15 protein-coding genes are annotated in these 15,465 nt (G+C 46.5%); 3 read left to right on the top strand and 12 right to left on the bottom strand.

Going from position 1 to position 15,465, the window contains the following annotated elements:
- The first annotated feature begins 64 nt into the window (after window positions 1–64).
- Complete coding sequence (locus CKW00_RS13765; protein ID WP_169819462.1) at window positions 65–211, top strand: hypothetical protein; 147 nt, start codon at window positions 65–67, stop codon at window positions 209–211.
- 456 nt (window positions 212–667) lie between these two features.
- Here the strand turns inward: CKW00_RS13765 and CKW00_RS05320 are convergent, their stop codons facing one another.
- The 7 genes from CKW00_RS05320 to CKW00_RS05290 form a co-directional block, all read right to left on the bottom strand.
- Complete coding sequence (locus CKW00_RS05320) at window positions 668–1,885, bottom strand: hypothetical protein (protein WP_095821710.1); 1,218 nt, start codon at window positions 1,883–1,885, stop codon at window positions 668–670.
- A 167-nt stretch (window positions 1,886–2,052) separates the two neighbouring features.
- Window positions 2,053–2,718: a response regulator transcription factor gene (locus tag CKW00_RS05315; RefSeq protein ID WP_095821709.1), complete on the bottom strand. Its 666-nt coding sequence runs from the start codon at window positions 2,716–2,718 to the stop codon at window positions 2,053–2,055.
- Window positions 2,711–4,093, bottom strand: a complete 1,383-nt coding sequence (locus CKW00_RS05310; RefSeq protein WP_095821708.1) for a HAMP domain-containing sensor histidine kinase — start codon at window positions 4,091–4,093, stop codon at window positions 2,711–2,713. The genes CKW00_RS05315 and CKW00_RS05310 overlap by 8 nt, the downstream gene beginning before the upstream one ends.
- 78 nt (window positions 4,094–4,171) lie before the next feature.
- Window positions 4,172–5,128 carry a F510_1955 family glycosylhydrolase gene (locus tag CKW00_RS05305; RefSeq protein ID WP_095821707.1) on the bottom strand — a complete coding sequence of 319 codons (957 nt, stop codon included), beginning with the start codon at window positions 5,126–5,128 and terminating at the stop codon, window positions 4,172–4,174.
- 130 nt (window positions 5,129–5,258) lie between these two features.
- Window positions 5,259–7,274 (bottom strand): heavy metal translocating P-type ATPase, encoded by a 2,016-nt coding sequence (locus CKW00_RS05300; RefSeq protein ID WP_233129724.1) that lies wholly within the window; start codon window positions 7,272–7,274, stop codon window positions 5,259–5,261.
- Window positions 7,275–7,351: 77 nt separating this feature from the next.
- Window positions 7,352–7,594, bottom strand: coding sequence for an SHOCT domain-containing protein (locus tag CKW00_RS05295; RefSeq protein ID WP_095821705.1), 243 nt, complete (start codon window positions 7,592–7,594; stop codon window positions 7,352–7,354).
- A gap of 158 nt (window positions 7,595–7,752) precedes the next feature.
- Complete coding sequence (locus CKW00_RS05290; RefSeq protein ID WP_095821704.1) at window positions 7,753–8,079, bottom strand: four-helix bundle copper-binding protein; 327 nt, start codon at window positions 8,077–8,079, stop codon at window positions 7,753–7,755.
- A gap of 199 nt (window positions 8,080–8,278) precedes the next feature.
- On the opposite strand from CKW00_RS05290, the gene CKW00_RS05285 reads away from it, so the two are divergent.
- Both CKW00_RS05285 and CKW00_RS05280 read left to right on the top strand, forming a co-directional pair.
- Window positions 8,279–8,461: a YjzC family protein gene (locus tag CKW00_RS05285; protein WP_008589990.1), complete on the top strand. Its 183-nt coding sequence runs from the start codon at window positions 8,279–8,281 to the stop codon at window positions 8,459–8,461.
- An 88-nt stretch (window positions 8,462–8,549) separates the two neighbouring features.
- A complete protein-coding gene (locus tag CKW00_RS05280; RefSeq protein ID WP_095821703.1) occupies window positions 8,550–10,265 on the top strand; it encodes a pyruvate oxidase in 1,716 nt (571 codons plus the stop codon).
- 180 nt (window positions 10,266–10,445) lie between these two features.
- On the opposite strand, the gene menA is transcribed toward CKW00_RS05280, so the two are convergent.
- The 5 genes from menA to CKW00_RS05255 form a co-directional block, all read right to left on the bottom strand.
- A complete protein-coding gene (gene menA / locus CKW00_RS05275) occupies window positions 10,446–11,378 on the bottom strand; it encodes a 1,4-dihydroxy-2-naphthoate octaprenyltransferase (RefSeq protein ID WP_095821702.1) in 933 nt (310 codons plus the stop codon).
- Window positions 11,379–11,555: 177 nt separating this feature from the next.
- Entirely contained in the window at window positions 11,556–12,563 is a 1,008-nt protein-coding gene (locus CKW00_RS05270; RefSeq protein ID WP_008589997.1) for a FecCD family ABC transporter permease, read from the bottom strand.
- Entirely contained in the window at window positions 12,560–13,543 is a 984-nt protein-coding gene (locus tag CKW00_RS05265; protein ID WP_095821701.1) for a FecCD family ABC transporter permease, read from the bottom strand. Before CKW00_RS05265 ends, CKW00_RS05270 begins: the two co-directional genes overlap by 4 nt.
- A gap of 118 nt (window positions 13,544–13,661) precedes the next feature.
- Complete coding sequence (locus CKW00_RS05260; RefSeq protein ID WP_095821700.1) at window positions 13,662–14,606, bottom strand: iron-hydroxamate ABC transporter substrate-binding protein; 945 nt, start codon at window positions 14,604–14,606, stop codon at window positions 13,662–13,664.
- Window positions 14,557–15,402 (bottom strand): ABC transporter ATP-binding protein, encoded by an 846-nt coding sequence (locus tag CKW00_RS05255; protein ID WP_095821699.1) that lies wholly within the window; start codon window positions 15,400–15,402, stop codon window positions 14,557–14,559. The genes CKW00_RS05260 and CKW00_RS05255 overlap by 50 nt, the downstream gene beginning before the upstream one ends.
- Window positions 15,403–15,465: the final 63 nt, after the last annotated feature.

Here is a 15,465-nt window from a genome sequence, read left to right as displayed (position 1 = left end):
TAGGATTGTCATGACGCCGACGTTCCCCCTTTCGCCTGGAACTTAATTAAAGGAGGGACAATTTGTGACACTACTGTATGTAAAAGCGCGCGAAGGTTTCGATGAGGATTTCAAAAAATCTCCGGTTCGAAACGAAGAGCAGCTAAAAACAGACGTGAAACAAAAGAAAAGCGGCAAGCTTTTCAGCAAAAAGAAAAACTCTAAAAAATAGAATACAGTAGTTACAAGTACAGGTTCTTTAAAGAATTGCGGGAACAGTCAGTGTCATGGCGAGGAGCCACGATACTGGCTTTTTCTTTTGGAAAAATCTGCAGGAATTTTTTCGATTGAAAAAGCCCCCGAAATAGTACCGGAGGCTGGAACCATGTATTACATATGCGCTTTATACAGGGGTCTTCTATAGATGATCAACCCTTCCAGGAGGACTGTCTGCAAAAATTACAGTATAGATGAGTAACCCTGTTTTCCTGAAAATGAGCAGCGGGATAAATCTTTTGGCATTTCCGGCACTTTCTTTTCTTCACACGTTTAGTGGGCATAAGCCTCCGTTCCCTTCCTTGCTGGCATAGTTAATAAATTCCCCCTGCTTAAAAAAGAAAACGTACGGCTGACAATAAAAAGAAAAATCTTTTATTGAATTCCTCACTAATGTAATAAAGTCTCCCTGTTATCCATTCTTTCTTGCTTCCTTTTTCTCCTGCATTGCTTCCTCTTTCTCTTTTGCAGCTTCTTTTTTCTCCTGTTCCGCTTCATTTATCAATTCGTAACGCTGGCGCTGCCGGTTTCCATATGTACCTGACAACACGACGTCTTCGTCCTCCATCGTTGTTCCGAGAGCACCTACGATTGTCGATATGCTTGTAGCGGTCCAGGCAATATAGAAATAACCGATAGTATTCATCTCCGCGTTCAATTGACTGTTTATAGCTCCAGTCGGCAACAGCAGGAGAACGAGCAGCTGAAAGCAGATCAATAGAAGGGTATAATAGAAACTGACCGCCGTCAGTAGAGTCATAACGGTCGTGCTATTATAAAGCCTACGGATATAGGCGCTTGAATGGTCACTTTTTCGTTCCCACAGCTTGTGTGCAGTCATGATCCAGAATACGAGGAGGACAATGGCAAAAATATTAATCATAATCATCCGCCAAAAAGAGTATTGGATACTTACCTCCCACAAAGTCGAGAATATGATGAATCCGAAAGCCCCGGTCGTAAATGCTACTGCCAGTATTTTTAAAAACTGTTCAAATAACCTCCATGGACGGTTCGCTCTCACCATTCCGGTGATAAGCCGAAGAGCTCCCCGCAGTCTCGAATCCACCGTAAACCTTACTTCCGACACTTTTTCGGATTCCGAATTCTCTCTGACAATAGGAGAAAATCTGTCGATCCCCCGTCTTTTTACGAGTTCCCTTGCATTTATTTTTTTTCTGCCTTTTCTACCGACTCTCAACTGAACTCTATCCCTGTCTTCATAGGAAGAACCGTGATGCATTTCACTCAGAAGCTGCAGAATAGACTCACGGATGCGTTTAATCAGAGGAGCCGCTCCGAGTCCGGGCAGGCTGAGAAGACCGACTCTTTTCGCAGAATTCGCTTCGGCCACTATCAGTTTCTTACCCCGAAAAAGCGGGAGGTCCGTTAAACAGACAGCCATATCCCAGCCTTGCATCTGCTTCTTCTCCAGGAGGGCTTCCAATACTTCCTCCGGTTCTTCCGTATAGCCGGTCAAAGGACTTTCCAGAGACTCCACTTCCCACGTCTCTCCTTCATCAACATACTCTCTCAGCAGTCCGGGCAGGGAATAATACAGTCCTTCCCCGATTCTTTTCGTATAGCCCGGAGCAGTAACAATCCCTATTTTCTTTTTGTCCTGGTTCATATGGCAGCCCTCCTTTCCTTCCGATCACTACCGGCAGCATTTTTCGGCCGGGAAGGTTCTGAAGTTATTTCCCGCTATGGACGTAACGGAAACACACTTTTCCTCTTTTTCCCAAAAGATATTGCCAACGCTTTGCTGTCCGGCTCATTCCTTTAAAAGACAGGCTGTTATTTTATCCATTTATATCCTACTCCCCACACAGTCTTCAGATGGTCGTCGACGGGGAAGCCGGCTTTTCTTATCTTTTCCCTTATATTACGCATGTGAGAATCCACAGTACGGCCTCCTGTATCCGAATCCACACCCCAGACAAGATCCAGAAGATCATTACGATCATAAACGTGGTTAGGCCGTTTTAGCAGAAGACCTATTATTTGAAATTCTTTAGGAGTTAGTACAATCGCTTCTTTTCCATATGATAATTCATAATTTTCTTCCTTCCAGTTCAATCCGTTCATCTCTATGGAAACCGGTGTACTTCTCCGCAGAAGCGTTTCGATACGGGCGACCAGTATATCTTCATCAAATGGTTTTGTCACGTAATCGTCTGCCCCTGTCTTCAGTCCTTTCACTACGTCTTCTTTCTGATCCTTTGCTGTAAGCATAAGTACAGGAAGATCGCTGAAAGTCCGGAGCCTCCGACACGTCTCAAAACCGTCCATCCCTTCCATCATGATATCGAGAAGAACGAGATCAAACGGACTCTCCCGCAACATCCGGAGCGCCTCCCGGCCGCTCGAAACTTTCGTAATCTCGTACCCGTGAGGCCGGAGATACAGTTCCAGCAGATTCAGCATCCGTTCCTGATCATCAACTACTAGAAGTTTAGTCATAGTTTTTTTCCTCCGGTAATTTAATAAGTATTGATAATCCGTTATCGTTGAAAGCGTGGACCGTACCTTCATGTTTCTCTATAATTTCCTTCACGATCGAAAGGCCGAGCCCGCTGCCTCCATACTTCCGGGATCTCGCTTTATCCACACGATACAGTCTTTCAAACAGATAAGGCAAAGTTTCTTCCGGAACTCCGGGCCCATTATCCGATACAAGAATATGTACCTCTCCCCGGATGACAGTGACGTTTATTTCGACTTGAGGGCTTTCGTAACCATAAAAAACAGAATTGTTCAGCAGATTGTAAAAGACCTGTTTTAAGCGCACAGCGTCTCCATAAATGAAGACTTCTTCCGGGGAGGAAATAGAGAGCCCGGCTTGCCGTTCTTCAAAAAGAGGCTGCATCTGGCTTCGGACATCTACGAGAAGCGGGGTGAGTTCTATAACGGAAGGTTCGATAACGAACGAATTTTCTTCCATTTTTGCAAGTTGGAACAATTGCTGCACGAGGGAAGTCAAGTGGTTTATCTCTTCCCTTATAATAGCAAGATACTCTACCCGTTCCTCATCGCTCGTGCCTGTTCTCGAAGCCACTTCGGCATAGCCTTTAACGTAAGTAAGAGGAGTCCTCAATTCGTGAGCTATGGAAGAAAGGAAGTTATTGCGATCTTTTTTCAGACGTTCAAGGTCTTCGGAAAGGCTGTTTATAGACACAGCAAGCGAGCCGAGTTCATCGTTGTGCCTTTCATCAAGTTTACGATCCGCTTTCCCTGCACTCAGTTTTTCGGTCACCTGCTGCATTCGGATAAGCGGGCGGGTAATGATCTGGGATAAAGCAAAGACGACTACGAGGGTAACGGCTCCTATCAGCAGCATTACCAGCAAAAACTGCTCGGAGAGGTGATTAAGTGTATTTCTGATCGTCCCTGAACGAGAGAACATAAATACTTCACCCTTGTGGACGCCATCTACAAATATAGGAGAGACGGTAGCTACATAAGGCAGTTCCGCCCATTTCTCCTCTATAATCCGATCTTCATTGACTTTTACAGGAGCGATATCCCGGACCACGCTACTCTGAAATTCTACGTCTTCATCTGAGGAACGGCCTTTGATGTTCCCATTTTCATCTGTAATGATAACGTCTGTAGAGGCTTCCGATTCCATCAGTACGACGTGCTCAAGTGTAGTGGAATCGTAGTTGTTTTCGAGTACGTCTCTGTGACCGGCCCCGCGGGCGAGGAGCCCTTCCATCACTTCCGATACCCTGTGGTTTGATATCGTAATATAAAGAATGAAGAACAAAGCTATTTCAATAACGAGCATCAGCACAAAAAACAATAAACCCAGTTTTACCGATAATTTTCCCCTCATATAAGTCCTCCACACCCCTGTATATCTTCGAAAACATCTTTATTCATATTCCTGTGGCGGTTCCACGGAACATTCCTTTTAGCGGGTGACCGTCCCTTCTTCAAGAAATTGTTTCCACGTCTCCCCTTCATCTTCCGTACTGTAGCTGCTTCCATTCATTGTATATATTATTATAACATCCTCCCCGGGAGAGAGAGCAGAGTACAGTACTGCATCTTCTCCAAATTCAGGCAAAGGTACCGTTTCCATTTCTTCGGAACCAAGCCCGTATTTTTTAAAAGCGGCACCATTCTGCAATAATCCGAAGTATAAGCTGTTTTCCGTAAAAGTAAGACCGGAAGCCTGACCTTTTTCAGAAATTCTTTTGAACGTCTCCCCCGCATCTTCACTTAAAAACACTCCGGTTTTCGCTGCGGCAGCCACCACTTTTTCCCGGATAGGATGGACTGCCAACTGAAACAGATCTTCCGGAAGATTTTCAGCTCGAAACGGTTCGAATGTCTCTCCTTTGTCAAAACTGCGATAAAACCCTGTTTCAAGTTCCTCATCCGGTCTGTCATTCAACAGATAAACCGCTTCGTTCTCATATCCGACTCCGAGCAGATGAAAGTCACTTTCTCCCCGGAAGCCAAGGTGATCAAGTCCTTCTTCCCCGGCTCTTCCTTTTTGAAGACCGACAGGATTAGGCAGATCCGACGTTTCTCCCGGGTGACCGGAGACGTACATTCCTCCTTTAACGGCATTGAATCCCATATAATCGTTTTTATGATAGGGAGTTTCCCACCATTGTCCTTCCCTGTAGATTTTCAACCCCTCGTGAGATGCAAATGTCACACCGTCTACATCCGTGTAGCCTAAACCATGAACATGTTCCACAGTACCCTCGAATTTTTCAAGTTCACCCTGCTCGGATCGGTCCTTTTCACTTTTATTGTTTTCCGTTTCCGATGTCCCTTTTTTCGTTTCTTCTCCTCCGCAGGCCGAAAGAATGAATGCAGCTCCTAAAGCAACCAGGAATGCAGTGATTTTTTTCATAAACTTCCCCTTCTTCCCATCTTTGATTATAGTTCGAAAACCTACATTATCTTCATACACTACACAGGGAGCCGGGGGATCTCTCCCCAGGCTCCCTTGAATACCTTTTCATACTATATACTGCCTGACTCTATTGTGGTGCTTTCATCATTTTGGCGTTCACAGCTACGACTACCGTACTCAGACTCATAAGGACCGCCCCGATCGCCGGACTGAGCAAAATACCTATAGGGGCAAGCACTCCGGCAGCCAACGGAATAGCAAAAATATTATATCCGGCAGCCCACCACAAGTTCTGCACCATTTTCCGATACGTATTCTTCGAGAGCGAAACTATCGAAACAATATCTTTTGGATCACTCTTCACAAGAACGATATCGGCCGTTTCTACCGCCACATCGGTACCACTTCCGATAGCGATACCCACGTCAGCTGTGGCGAGAGCGGGCGCATCATTAATACCGTCACCGGTCATTGCTACTCTCAATCCTTTTTCCTGGATCTCCTTCACCTTTTCCGCTTTATGATCCGGCATTACTTCTGCATGGACTTCATCTATTCCGATTTGTCCGGCCACCCAGTCGGCCACTTTACGGTTATCCCCGGTAAGCATAACCGAACGTATCCCCTGTTCTTTGAGATCCGCCACAGCATCTTTCGCTGATTCGCGTACCATATCGGCGAGAGCGATCATTCCTTTGTATTCTTCATCTACGAGCACGAATACTACAGTCTTTCCTTCTTCCGACATACGTCCAAAAGCTTCCGTCTCGTATTCAATTCCATGCTCCCTCATGTAGCCCGGGCTCATAACCTGGACTTTCTTTCCTTTCACCTGACCACTGAGACCGCGTCCGGTCACCGATTCGAAATCCTCTGCGTTCTCAAGGGTGATGTCGCGCTTCCCGGCTTCACCAACTATCCCCTGGGCGAGGGGATGCTCGGATTTTTGTTCAATACTTGCCGCCCAGTACAGGACCTCTTCTTCTTCCATACCGTTCGCTATAACTTCCGTAACACCGAATTCCCCTTTTGTCAGCGTACCCGTCTTATCGAAAATAACAGCATCAACGTTTCTGGCATTTTCAAATTGAGTACGGTTTCTTATAAGAAGACCGTGCTTGGCAGAAATGGAAGTGGATACAGCGACTACCAGAGGCGCTGCCAGGCCAAGAGCGTGTGGACAGGTAATAACCATTACAGTAACCATACGTTCTATCGCCATATCTATCGGATTTCCAAGTGCCAGCCAGACTGCAAACGTTGCAATCCCCGCACCGAGCGCCAGATAGAACAGCCACTTGGCCGCACGGTTCGCAAAATCCTGAGCCCGTGATTTTGAATTCTGCGCTTCTTCCACAAGTGTAATTACTTGTGACAGGTAGGAATCTTCTCCCAGTTTTTTCACTTCAATCGTCAGGCTGCCCTCTTTGTTGATGGAACCTCCGATTACTTCTTCCTCCGTTCCTTTTTCGACAGGGACGGATTCGCCGGTGAGCATCGATTCATCTATGGCTGATTTCCCTTCGATTATCGTACCGTCCACCGGCACTTTTTCCCCGGGTTTTACCAGGACATGATCTCCATGTTTAAGCTGGGCCACTTTTATATCTTCCGTCGAACCATCTTCATTTACTTTATGGGCCTTGTCGGGCATCAGTTTCACAAGTTCCTCAAGAGCATTCGAAGCTCCCATCACTGATTTCATCTCGATCCAGTGACCGAGAAGCATGATGTCAATCAGGGTAGCCAGCTCCCAGAAGAAGTTCCGCCCTTCAAAACCGAAAACAACCATGGAACTGTACACGTATGCTACAACGATAGCAAGCCCGATCAGCATCATCATACCAGGACTTTTATTCTTTCCCTCGTCGATAGCTCCTGTTATGAACGGCCATCCCCCGTAGAAGAAAATAAGGGTGGCAAGTCCGAACAGTACGTACTTATCAAAAGGAAACGAAATACTGAAGCCAAGAAAATCCTGAATCATCGGTGATAACAGTAAAATAGGCAGCGTGATAATAAGTGAGATGTAAAACCGTTTTTTGAAGTCTTCCACCATGGCTCCGTGGTCATGGCCGGAGTGATCGTGACCATGCTCTTCCCCACCGTCGTCATGGTCATGATGCTTATGCTCTTCATTCATGGAATCGTGGTTATGTGCAGTCAATCCTCTCTCCCCTTTCCGTGCGAATTTTTGGTAACTATTGTTCTCATGAGGCACTATTCGTCCAGTTTCTTTTTCAACCTGTCATACTCTTCTTCGGAGATTTCACCCCGGGCCAGCCGGGATTTTAATATGTCCTCATGATTGCGTCCGGATGTCTGGTCACCGCCGCTTCTCTTCCCGGAAGGCCTTACCATCCAGACCACAATGAGAATCACAGCTATAATCAAAAGCAGAAAAATCAGGCCGAGTCCAAAAAAACCTCCTCCCATCCCGTACCCGTTCATCATTCCACCCATACTTCACACTCCTTTTCTGTCTTAAAGAGATTTTTCTATGAATTTTATAACTTTACCCATTGATACTTTACCTGCCTTTTGTGCAGAATTTATGAATATTTCCACTTAATCTAAAAAAGATCTGCCCGGGACCGATCTTTTTCTGGTATATATTTTGTTCAGGCAATTTTGCGGCATTCTTCCGCGCACTTACGACAAGCCTCAGCGCATTTCTGACAATGATCGTGATCGTGTTTTGCACATTCTTCTGCACAATCATCACATATTTTCGCACATACGGAAGCAAGTTCGGAAATATAAGGTGAATTTCTTGAGATAGCTGCTTCGAGATATCCACACATGTCTGCACATTCGCGATCCAGACGGATGCACCCCACCATCATCTTCACGTCGTCTTCCTTCAGACAGGAATCGAAACAGTAGTTGCAGGCTTCCATACACTCATGAAGAGCTTTCATTGCGTTTTCGTACTGCTTTTCAGCCATTCGTTATTCCTCCTTAAAATTTAATTCAGAGCACTTATGGAGAGGCTCTATGAATTTTTATAACCTTACTTTGTGCAGAAATTTTGAAGATTGAATATTTTTCATTTCATTTCCATTACATTTTACCTGTTGAAGTTTTAACTTCTCCGGGTAAGGAAACTTAAAAACAAAGGAAACTTTAAGGAGGTAATGGAAAGATATGAGTAAGGAAACACGGTACAAAACCGGAGAAAAGGCACCACTGCCCGGTACTTATAAAATCGACGGGCTGGTAAACGGTTATGTTTGTGAAGACAATGCCATGGTCGAAATGGCCCTCGGGGACACATTTCCCCCGGCGCCTTCCGAACAGGAAGCCGCCTATTGGGTGAAAGCCTCATAAAGGAAAGAGCCCCCAGCGCAGGGGGCTCTTCGTTTATAAACCTTTCTTCAGGGAATGAACAGTTACAGAAGACGAAAGGAGAGATTACATGAGTAAAAGAACAGGAGAAATAATGACCCGCCAGCTTCTGGACTGGGGAGTGAAACATATTTACGGACTTCCTGGGGACTCCATCAATGAGTTGATTGATGATATACGAAAGGAAGAAGAGCTTGGGTTTATACAGGTGAGACATGAAGAAACCGGATCACTCGCCGCTTCAGCAGAAGCGAAACTGACCGGTAATCTGGGCGTCTGCCTTTCTATTACTGGTCCTGGAGCCATTCATTTGCTGAACGGACTTTATGATGCAAGGGGGGACCACGCTCCGGTTCTTGCTATTGTGGGACAGGTGACCAGCACCTCTGTAGGGACAGATGCTTTCCAGGAAATCAATTTGGAACGTATGTTTGAAGACGTAGCCGTATTCAATAAACGTGCCGAGTCCGCCGAACAAATCCCCGACCTGCTGAACCGGGCTATCCGCACTCCTTATACAGAGAAGGGGGTCTCCGTTTTAATTGTTCCCGACGATCTGTTTGCCGAAAAACAGAAAGAAGAAGGACATCTTACCGCTCCAGGTTATTTCCGGCCCAACATGGCCCCGGCTCAGGAAGATATGAATGAGGCGAGGAAACTTATAGAACAGTCAGAAAAGCCCGTTATTCTCGCTGGTAAAGGAGCAAGGGGCGCTCAGGAAGAGCTTCTTTCCTTTGCTGAAAAAGTTTCTTCCCCTATTATACTGAGTTTACACGGCAAAGGGCTTATCCCTGATAATCATCCCTACTGTTTAGGACACCATGGACAAATAGGTACGAAACCCGCCTACCACGCCATGAAAGAAACGGACCTTCTCATTCTCATCGGTACCCAATTCCCTTACCCGGAATTTCTTCCAGAAGGCGTGCCCGGTATTCAGATAGACAATAAACCTGAAAATATCGGAAAGTATTATCCGGTTACCGCAGGACTGGCCGGTGATGCTAAAGACACGCTTCACAACCTGACCTCTTCCCTGAGCGAAACGAAAGATACCGCTTATCTGAAGAAACAACAGGAGAGGATGAATGAGTGGCGTATCGCCCTGCAAAAAGAGAAACGTGAAGAGAAAACTCCTATTCAGGCTCCTCAGGTAATGTACCAGATAGAAAAGAATATGAAACCGGGAGCGGTAGTTTCGACGGATGTAGGTAACGTCACCGTATGGACCTCCCGTTTTCTACCGTTTATCGATCAAAAATTCCTGGTATCCGGTCAGTTGGCAACTATGGGCGCAGGTCTCCCGGGAGCTATTGCTTCACAGATCACACACCCCGATAAGCAGGTACTCGCTATTTGTGGAGACGGAGGTTTCTCCATGGCTATGCAGGATTTCGTTACAGCTGTGAAATATCGGCTGCCAATAAAAGTTATTGTGTTGAACAATGAGAAAATCGGTATGATCAAATACGAGCAGCAGCAAATGGGACACCTTAACGCAGAAACGGACCTCGGTTCCATGAACTTTGCTAAATTTGCAGAAAGCTGCGGGGGAGAAGGATACCGTATTGAAACCTTCGAAGAGATGGAGACGAAAATGCAGCAGGCGTTCATTTCCGACAAGCCTGCAGTCATAGACGTTTGTGTCGAGGATATGGCACCGCTCCCGGGTCATATCGATTACGCTTCGGCCGTGAATTACTCTCAATATATCATCAAGAACTTCTTCGAGACAGGAACGATGGACCTCCCCGATATGAAAAAGGCTGTCAAAAGAATGTTTTAACCCGTGAAAAAACCGGCCGGAATCGTTGTTTAATTTAAAAACGGATCCACTGGAAAAACGAATCTTTTTTGCTCTCTTTTCTTTGAGCTTATTCATTAATTAAAAAATAGACACAAATACCGGATTTCAAATTCCTCGGTGTTTGTGTCTATTTATATTTCCCCTTCGTCTCTTCTCCGCTTAATGTACGACTATCCCTACGAGTAATCCGGTTATAAACAAAAATCCGAAACTCCAGTGGTGAAGGGCCGCCTGCTTCATCACTGCTATTTCTTTCTCCCTCGTTCCGCCGTGCCCGAAGGCCCGGGGCAGCTTAAAAGCCAGAAAAAAGGCCGGGAGAGCGAGCAGAATAAATGGAGTCGCAGCATTCGAAATTGCCATCCACAACAATACAATGTAAGGAAGAACAGCGAGAATCGAAAGCGTTCTCGTCACTCTTTTCTTCCCTAATCTGACTGCAATCGTCCTCCTGTGCTGTTCGTCCTTTTTGATGTCACGCACATTGTTAGTCAGAATCATCATACTGATCAGCAGACCGAAAATTACGGCTGTAGCTGCAGCAGCATAGTTTATGCTTCCTGTCTGAACAGCGTATCCCAGGAGAGTCGTAGCTACTCCGAGGAAAAGAAAAGCGGTGCATTCTCCAAATCCGAGAGACGCAAGAGACCTGCTGCCGGCTGAATAAAAAATCGCTGCAGTGATACCGGCTGTACCTACGATTATCACCCACCAGCCTACGGAAAAGGCGAGCGATAAACCGATCGCTACGGATACCGTCAGCAGTATACTGACCACTATCGGTATCCGGGAGTGTGCAGGACCTTCTTTCCCCTTACCTGTTGCTTCCCTCCAGCGTTCCCTGTCCTGCCCTCCTTTGAAATCAAAATAATCATTCAGCATATTGGCACTTATTTGAATAAGAAGAGTGGCTGTAAGAAGCGCAAGCATAATATCCACTCGAAATGCTCCGTCCCCGGCTGCCAAAATGCTCCCTGCCAGCACCGGCGCTATTGTGCCACTCCACGTCAAGGGTCTGCCCAACTGCAGCCACGTACCTTTGTATATGTAATTGTCCTTTCCCGACAGTGACGCCTGATGCTCGTAGTTACTCATAGTTGCCGCCTCCTTTCTCTTTCATTACCCTAATTGGCATGAAGAGAAAACGGAAAGTTCCAGTTGAGTAAATTTATTACATCATCAGAATGCAAAAACCCGACCGACTTTTCCGACATCGATCGGGTTTTCCTGATTTTTACTTGAGATTTCCCTGTGCTTATTCAAACATCCTTCCTATTTTTTTGTAAGAAGGTATATAAAGTACGGAGCTCCGATCAGAGCCGTCATGACTCCGGCCGGAAGACCGTCCGGTTCAAGAACGTTCCGCCCGATTGTGTCTGCCGCGAGCAGGAGCCAGCCTCCGAGCAGAAGAGTCAGAGGCATATACAGCTGTGTTCTCGGACCAATGAGAGTTTTTGCCAGGTGAGGAGCCATCAGGCCTATAAAAGATATACCTCCGGTAACAGAAACTGCAGAAGCGGCCAGAGCTACTGCTGCCATAAGCATCGAGAATCTTTCTCTCCCGAGCGGAAGGCCCAGTTCGATACTCACAGGTTCCGAGAGGTTCAGTATATTCATTCTGTTCGCTTTATAAAAAGTGAATGGTATTAGAAGCAGGAGCCATGGGAGCAGTGCCAATATAAAGGGCCAGTCCGCCCCCCATATATCTCCGGCAAGCCATTGCGAGATGAAATTGACTTTTTCTCTTTCCGCGGATGATATCAGGATGATCATCAGCCCCGAGAGTGCCATGGAGAAGCCGACACCGACCAGAATCAGGCGGATCGGCTGGAAACCTGCCCGTCTGTCGAACGAAAACAGATAAATGGCTACCGCTGTCGCAAGCGCCCCCAGAAACGCCACTACCGGTAACAGGTAAATGAAGCTGCCCGGTTCGAGCGGAGCAAACAGAAAGAACACGGCCACTGCCGCTCCGGCTCCTGCATTAATACCGATAATACCGGGATCCGCCAGATCATTTCTGGACAGGGACTGTAAAATGGCGCCGGACAGAGCAAGCGCCATACCAGCAAGAACCGTAATGATTATTCGTGGCAGCCGTACTTGAAAGAAAACGAAGTTCTCTTTGAACGTACCTTCGCCGGCTATTACGGAAGGAAGCCTCGCAAACGGTACCGAGGAATAGCCGAGAGCCATCCCGAGCAATGCTGTAATGATGATCAGCGCACTGAAAACTGTAAGGTAAATTTTGAATTTGCGCAGTACGGATGGATGTATCATGTGAAACTCTGCCCCTTTCTTTGTACGATAAATAAGAAAAAGGGCAGGCCTATGAAGGAAACGATTGCCGCGACCGGCGTTTCATAGGGAGCATTCACCGTACGCGCGAGCGTATCGGCGATAAGCATAAAACCGGCTCCGATTATCGCGGAGGCCGGAAGCACGTTCCGGTAATCGTGCCCGATGAGCGGGCGGACGATGTGAGGAATCATAAGACCAAGAAATGCCATATTCCCTACAAGAGCTACTGCTGCTCCTGCAAGAAGTACTATAATGACAAACAATGCCCATTTGACTCTTGTTACTCTTTGACCGAGGCCGATCGCAAGTTCCTCATTCAGACTCATAATCGTTAAATGCTTGGCGAAAAACATAGCGACGAAAATTCCCAGCAGTACAATGGGAGCAAGGATCTGCACCTGTCCCCAGCTCGTTCCGGATAGTCCTCCGGCCGTCCACATGGAGACATCTTTGGATATCTTGAATATCAGGCTTACCCCTTCGGCTATTCCGAACAGAAATGCAGAAATTGCCGCTCCGGCCAGAACAATTCTGAAGGGGGAAAACCCGCCTTTATTCATCGTTCCTACCCCGAAGACGAGAGCCATCCCGACACCTGCCCCAATAAAAGAACCGAAAGTGATTCCTAAATAGTTTGCATCCGGGAAGAAAGCATAGGTAAAAGCAAGAGCCGCGTTCGCTCCTGCAGTTAAACCGAGCAGTCCCGGGTCGGCAAGAGGGTTCCTCGTCAGCCCCTGCATGATAGCCCCCGACACGGAGAGTGCTGCACCGACAAGCATAGCGGCCACTTCCCGGGGCAGACGGATTTCTCTGAGAATCAGCGCCGTACCATCTAAAGAAGACCCTGTTATTGAAAGCCACGCTTCTTTTAAACCGGAGTCAGCAGCGCCAAAGGTCATCGCTATAAAAAAAGATATGAGCATCAAGACGACGCTTGAAATCCACGTCACAATTCGCATATTTGTCCCAACTTTTCTGTATTAGTTCTACCTGTTACCCGGTAATTCAAAGAATAAAGAACAGATGACCCGCCCCGATCACCTGTCCCAAAGTCCGATCTATTGCACAGGAACTCCTTTATTTCTCTCCAAGAAATTTCTCTTTGAAGAAATCAAGTTGATATTCCAGAGATAAAGCGTCATTAAAGTAGAATTTTTTCGCATCCGCCTCATAAACGTTACCGTTCTCAACAGCCGGTATCGACTGATAAGTTTCAGTCTGCTCAAAAGAGGTTTCAGTATCGGAGTTTTTACTGAAAATAATATAGTCACCAGCATATTCAGGCAGCACTTCGGGGGAAATAGCGTAAAATCCCGGCTCCATTGCCATTTCTTTTACTTTTTCAGGCATGTTAAGCCCCATTTCCTGATAGAGAATTTCTGTACCGCGGGCCCAATTATCACCGAATACGTACAATTCTTTTTCAAAATTCTCGATGACGGTCACCGTAGCGTCTTTTCCTATTTTTTCTTTGATATTTTCACCGGTCTCCTTGGCCTCAGCCTTGAATTCATCTACCCATTTTTGAGCTTCCTCTTCTTTACCCAAAAGTTTTCCGATTTCCACGTGCTGCTCCAGATAACCGAGTTTGCCATACGTATATGTAACGGTTGGAGCTATTTCTTTTAGCTGACCTACATTTTCAGTACTTGCAAGACCTATAATCAGATCCGGATCAAGCTCGATGATTTTTTCCAGATTATCGGGGGACACTTCTTCCACGCCTTCAAGCCGGCTTTCAAAGTTCGGATTCATCTTCGACCATGAATCGACTCCGACTACGTTTCCATCAAGTTTCAGCACATTTCCTGCATAAGTGGAAAGTACGACGATACGTTCAGGATTCTCAGGAACTTTCACTTCCTCTCCACTTTCGTTTTCATACGTACGCATGGAGGAATTTTCGGAAGACGATTCCCCTCCCTGCTCTTTCTCTCCGGAACTTTCCTCATTTTCTCCTGAGCTACAGGCACTAAGCGCGACGAGCGCTCCCAACAGAATCATCAGTATTATTTTTTTCAATGGTATTCTCTCCTCTGGATAAATTGTAAGTAAAGCAAATCGGTTTTCCTGTTCTGGGTTCCGGCACGACATCCGCTTCTATGTTAAAAACTTCCCGGAGCGTTTCAGCCTGGATGACAAAATGGGCGTTCCCCGACTTAACGACTTTTCCGTCTTTCAGTGCGATGATATTATCCGCAAAGCGGGCGGCCTGATTTATATCATGCAGGACCATTACGATTGTCCGCCCTTCCTCCCTGTTAAGCCGTTCCAGAAGCTCGAGTACTTCGAGCTGGTGCGCCATATCGAGATACGTCGTCGGTTCATCCAGCAGAATCGTCTCCGTTTCCTGAGCCAGAGCCATCGCTATCCACACTCGCTGACGCTGACCTCCCGACAAATTATCTATGCCGTCATATTTGTAAGCAAGCACACCTGTCATCTCAAGAGCCCAGTCAATAACTTCATGGTCTTTCTTAGAAAGCTTTCCGAATCCCTTCTGATGGGGAAATCTTCCGTAAGAGACCAGTTCTCCTACTGTAAGCCCCGGAGCCCCTTCGGGAGACTGCGGCAAAATGGCCATTCGTTTTGCCAGTTCCCGGGTCGGATACTTACTGATCGTTTTACCATCAAGGGTTATCGCTCCCCCTTTAATTGGAAGAATGCGGGCGATGGTCTTTAGCAGAGTCGATTTCCCGCAGCCGTTTCCTCCTATAATTGTAGTGATCTGCCCACTCGGAATATCTACATTCATATCTTCGATTATATTAGCGTCGCTATAACCTGCGTCCAGGTTATTAATGTGCATATGGCCCACAGCCAGGCACTCCTTTCGATAATGCAATGAGAATGATTATCACCGATAATGGTAATACTTCAG

Origin of the sequence: Salimicrobium humidisoli, from assembly GCF_002295105.1 — a bacterium.
Lineage (GTDB): Bacteria > Bacillota > Bacilli > Bacillales > Halobacillaceae > Salimicrobium > Salimicrobium humidisoli.
Note: the sequence above shows the minus strand (reverse complement) of the source record. Positions and strands in the feature narration are given on the sequence as shown.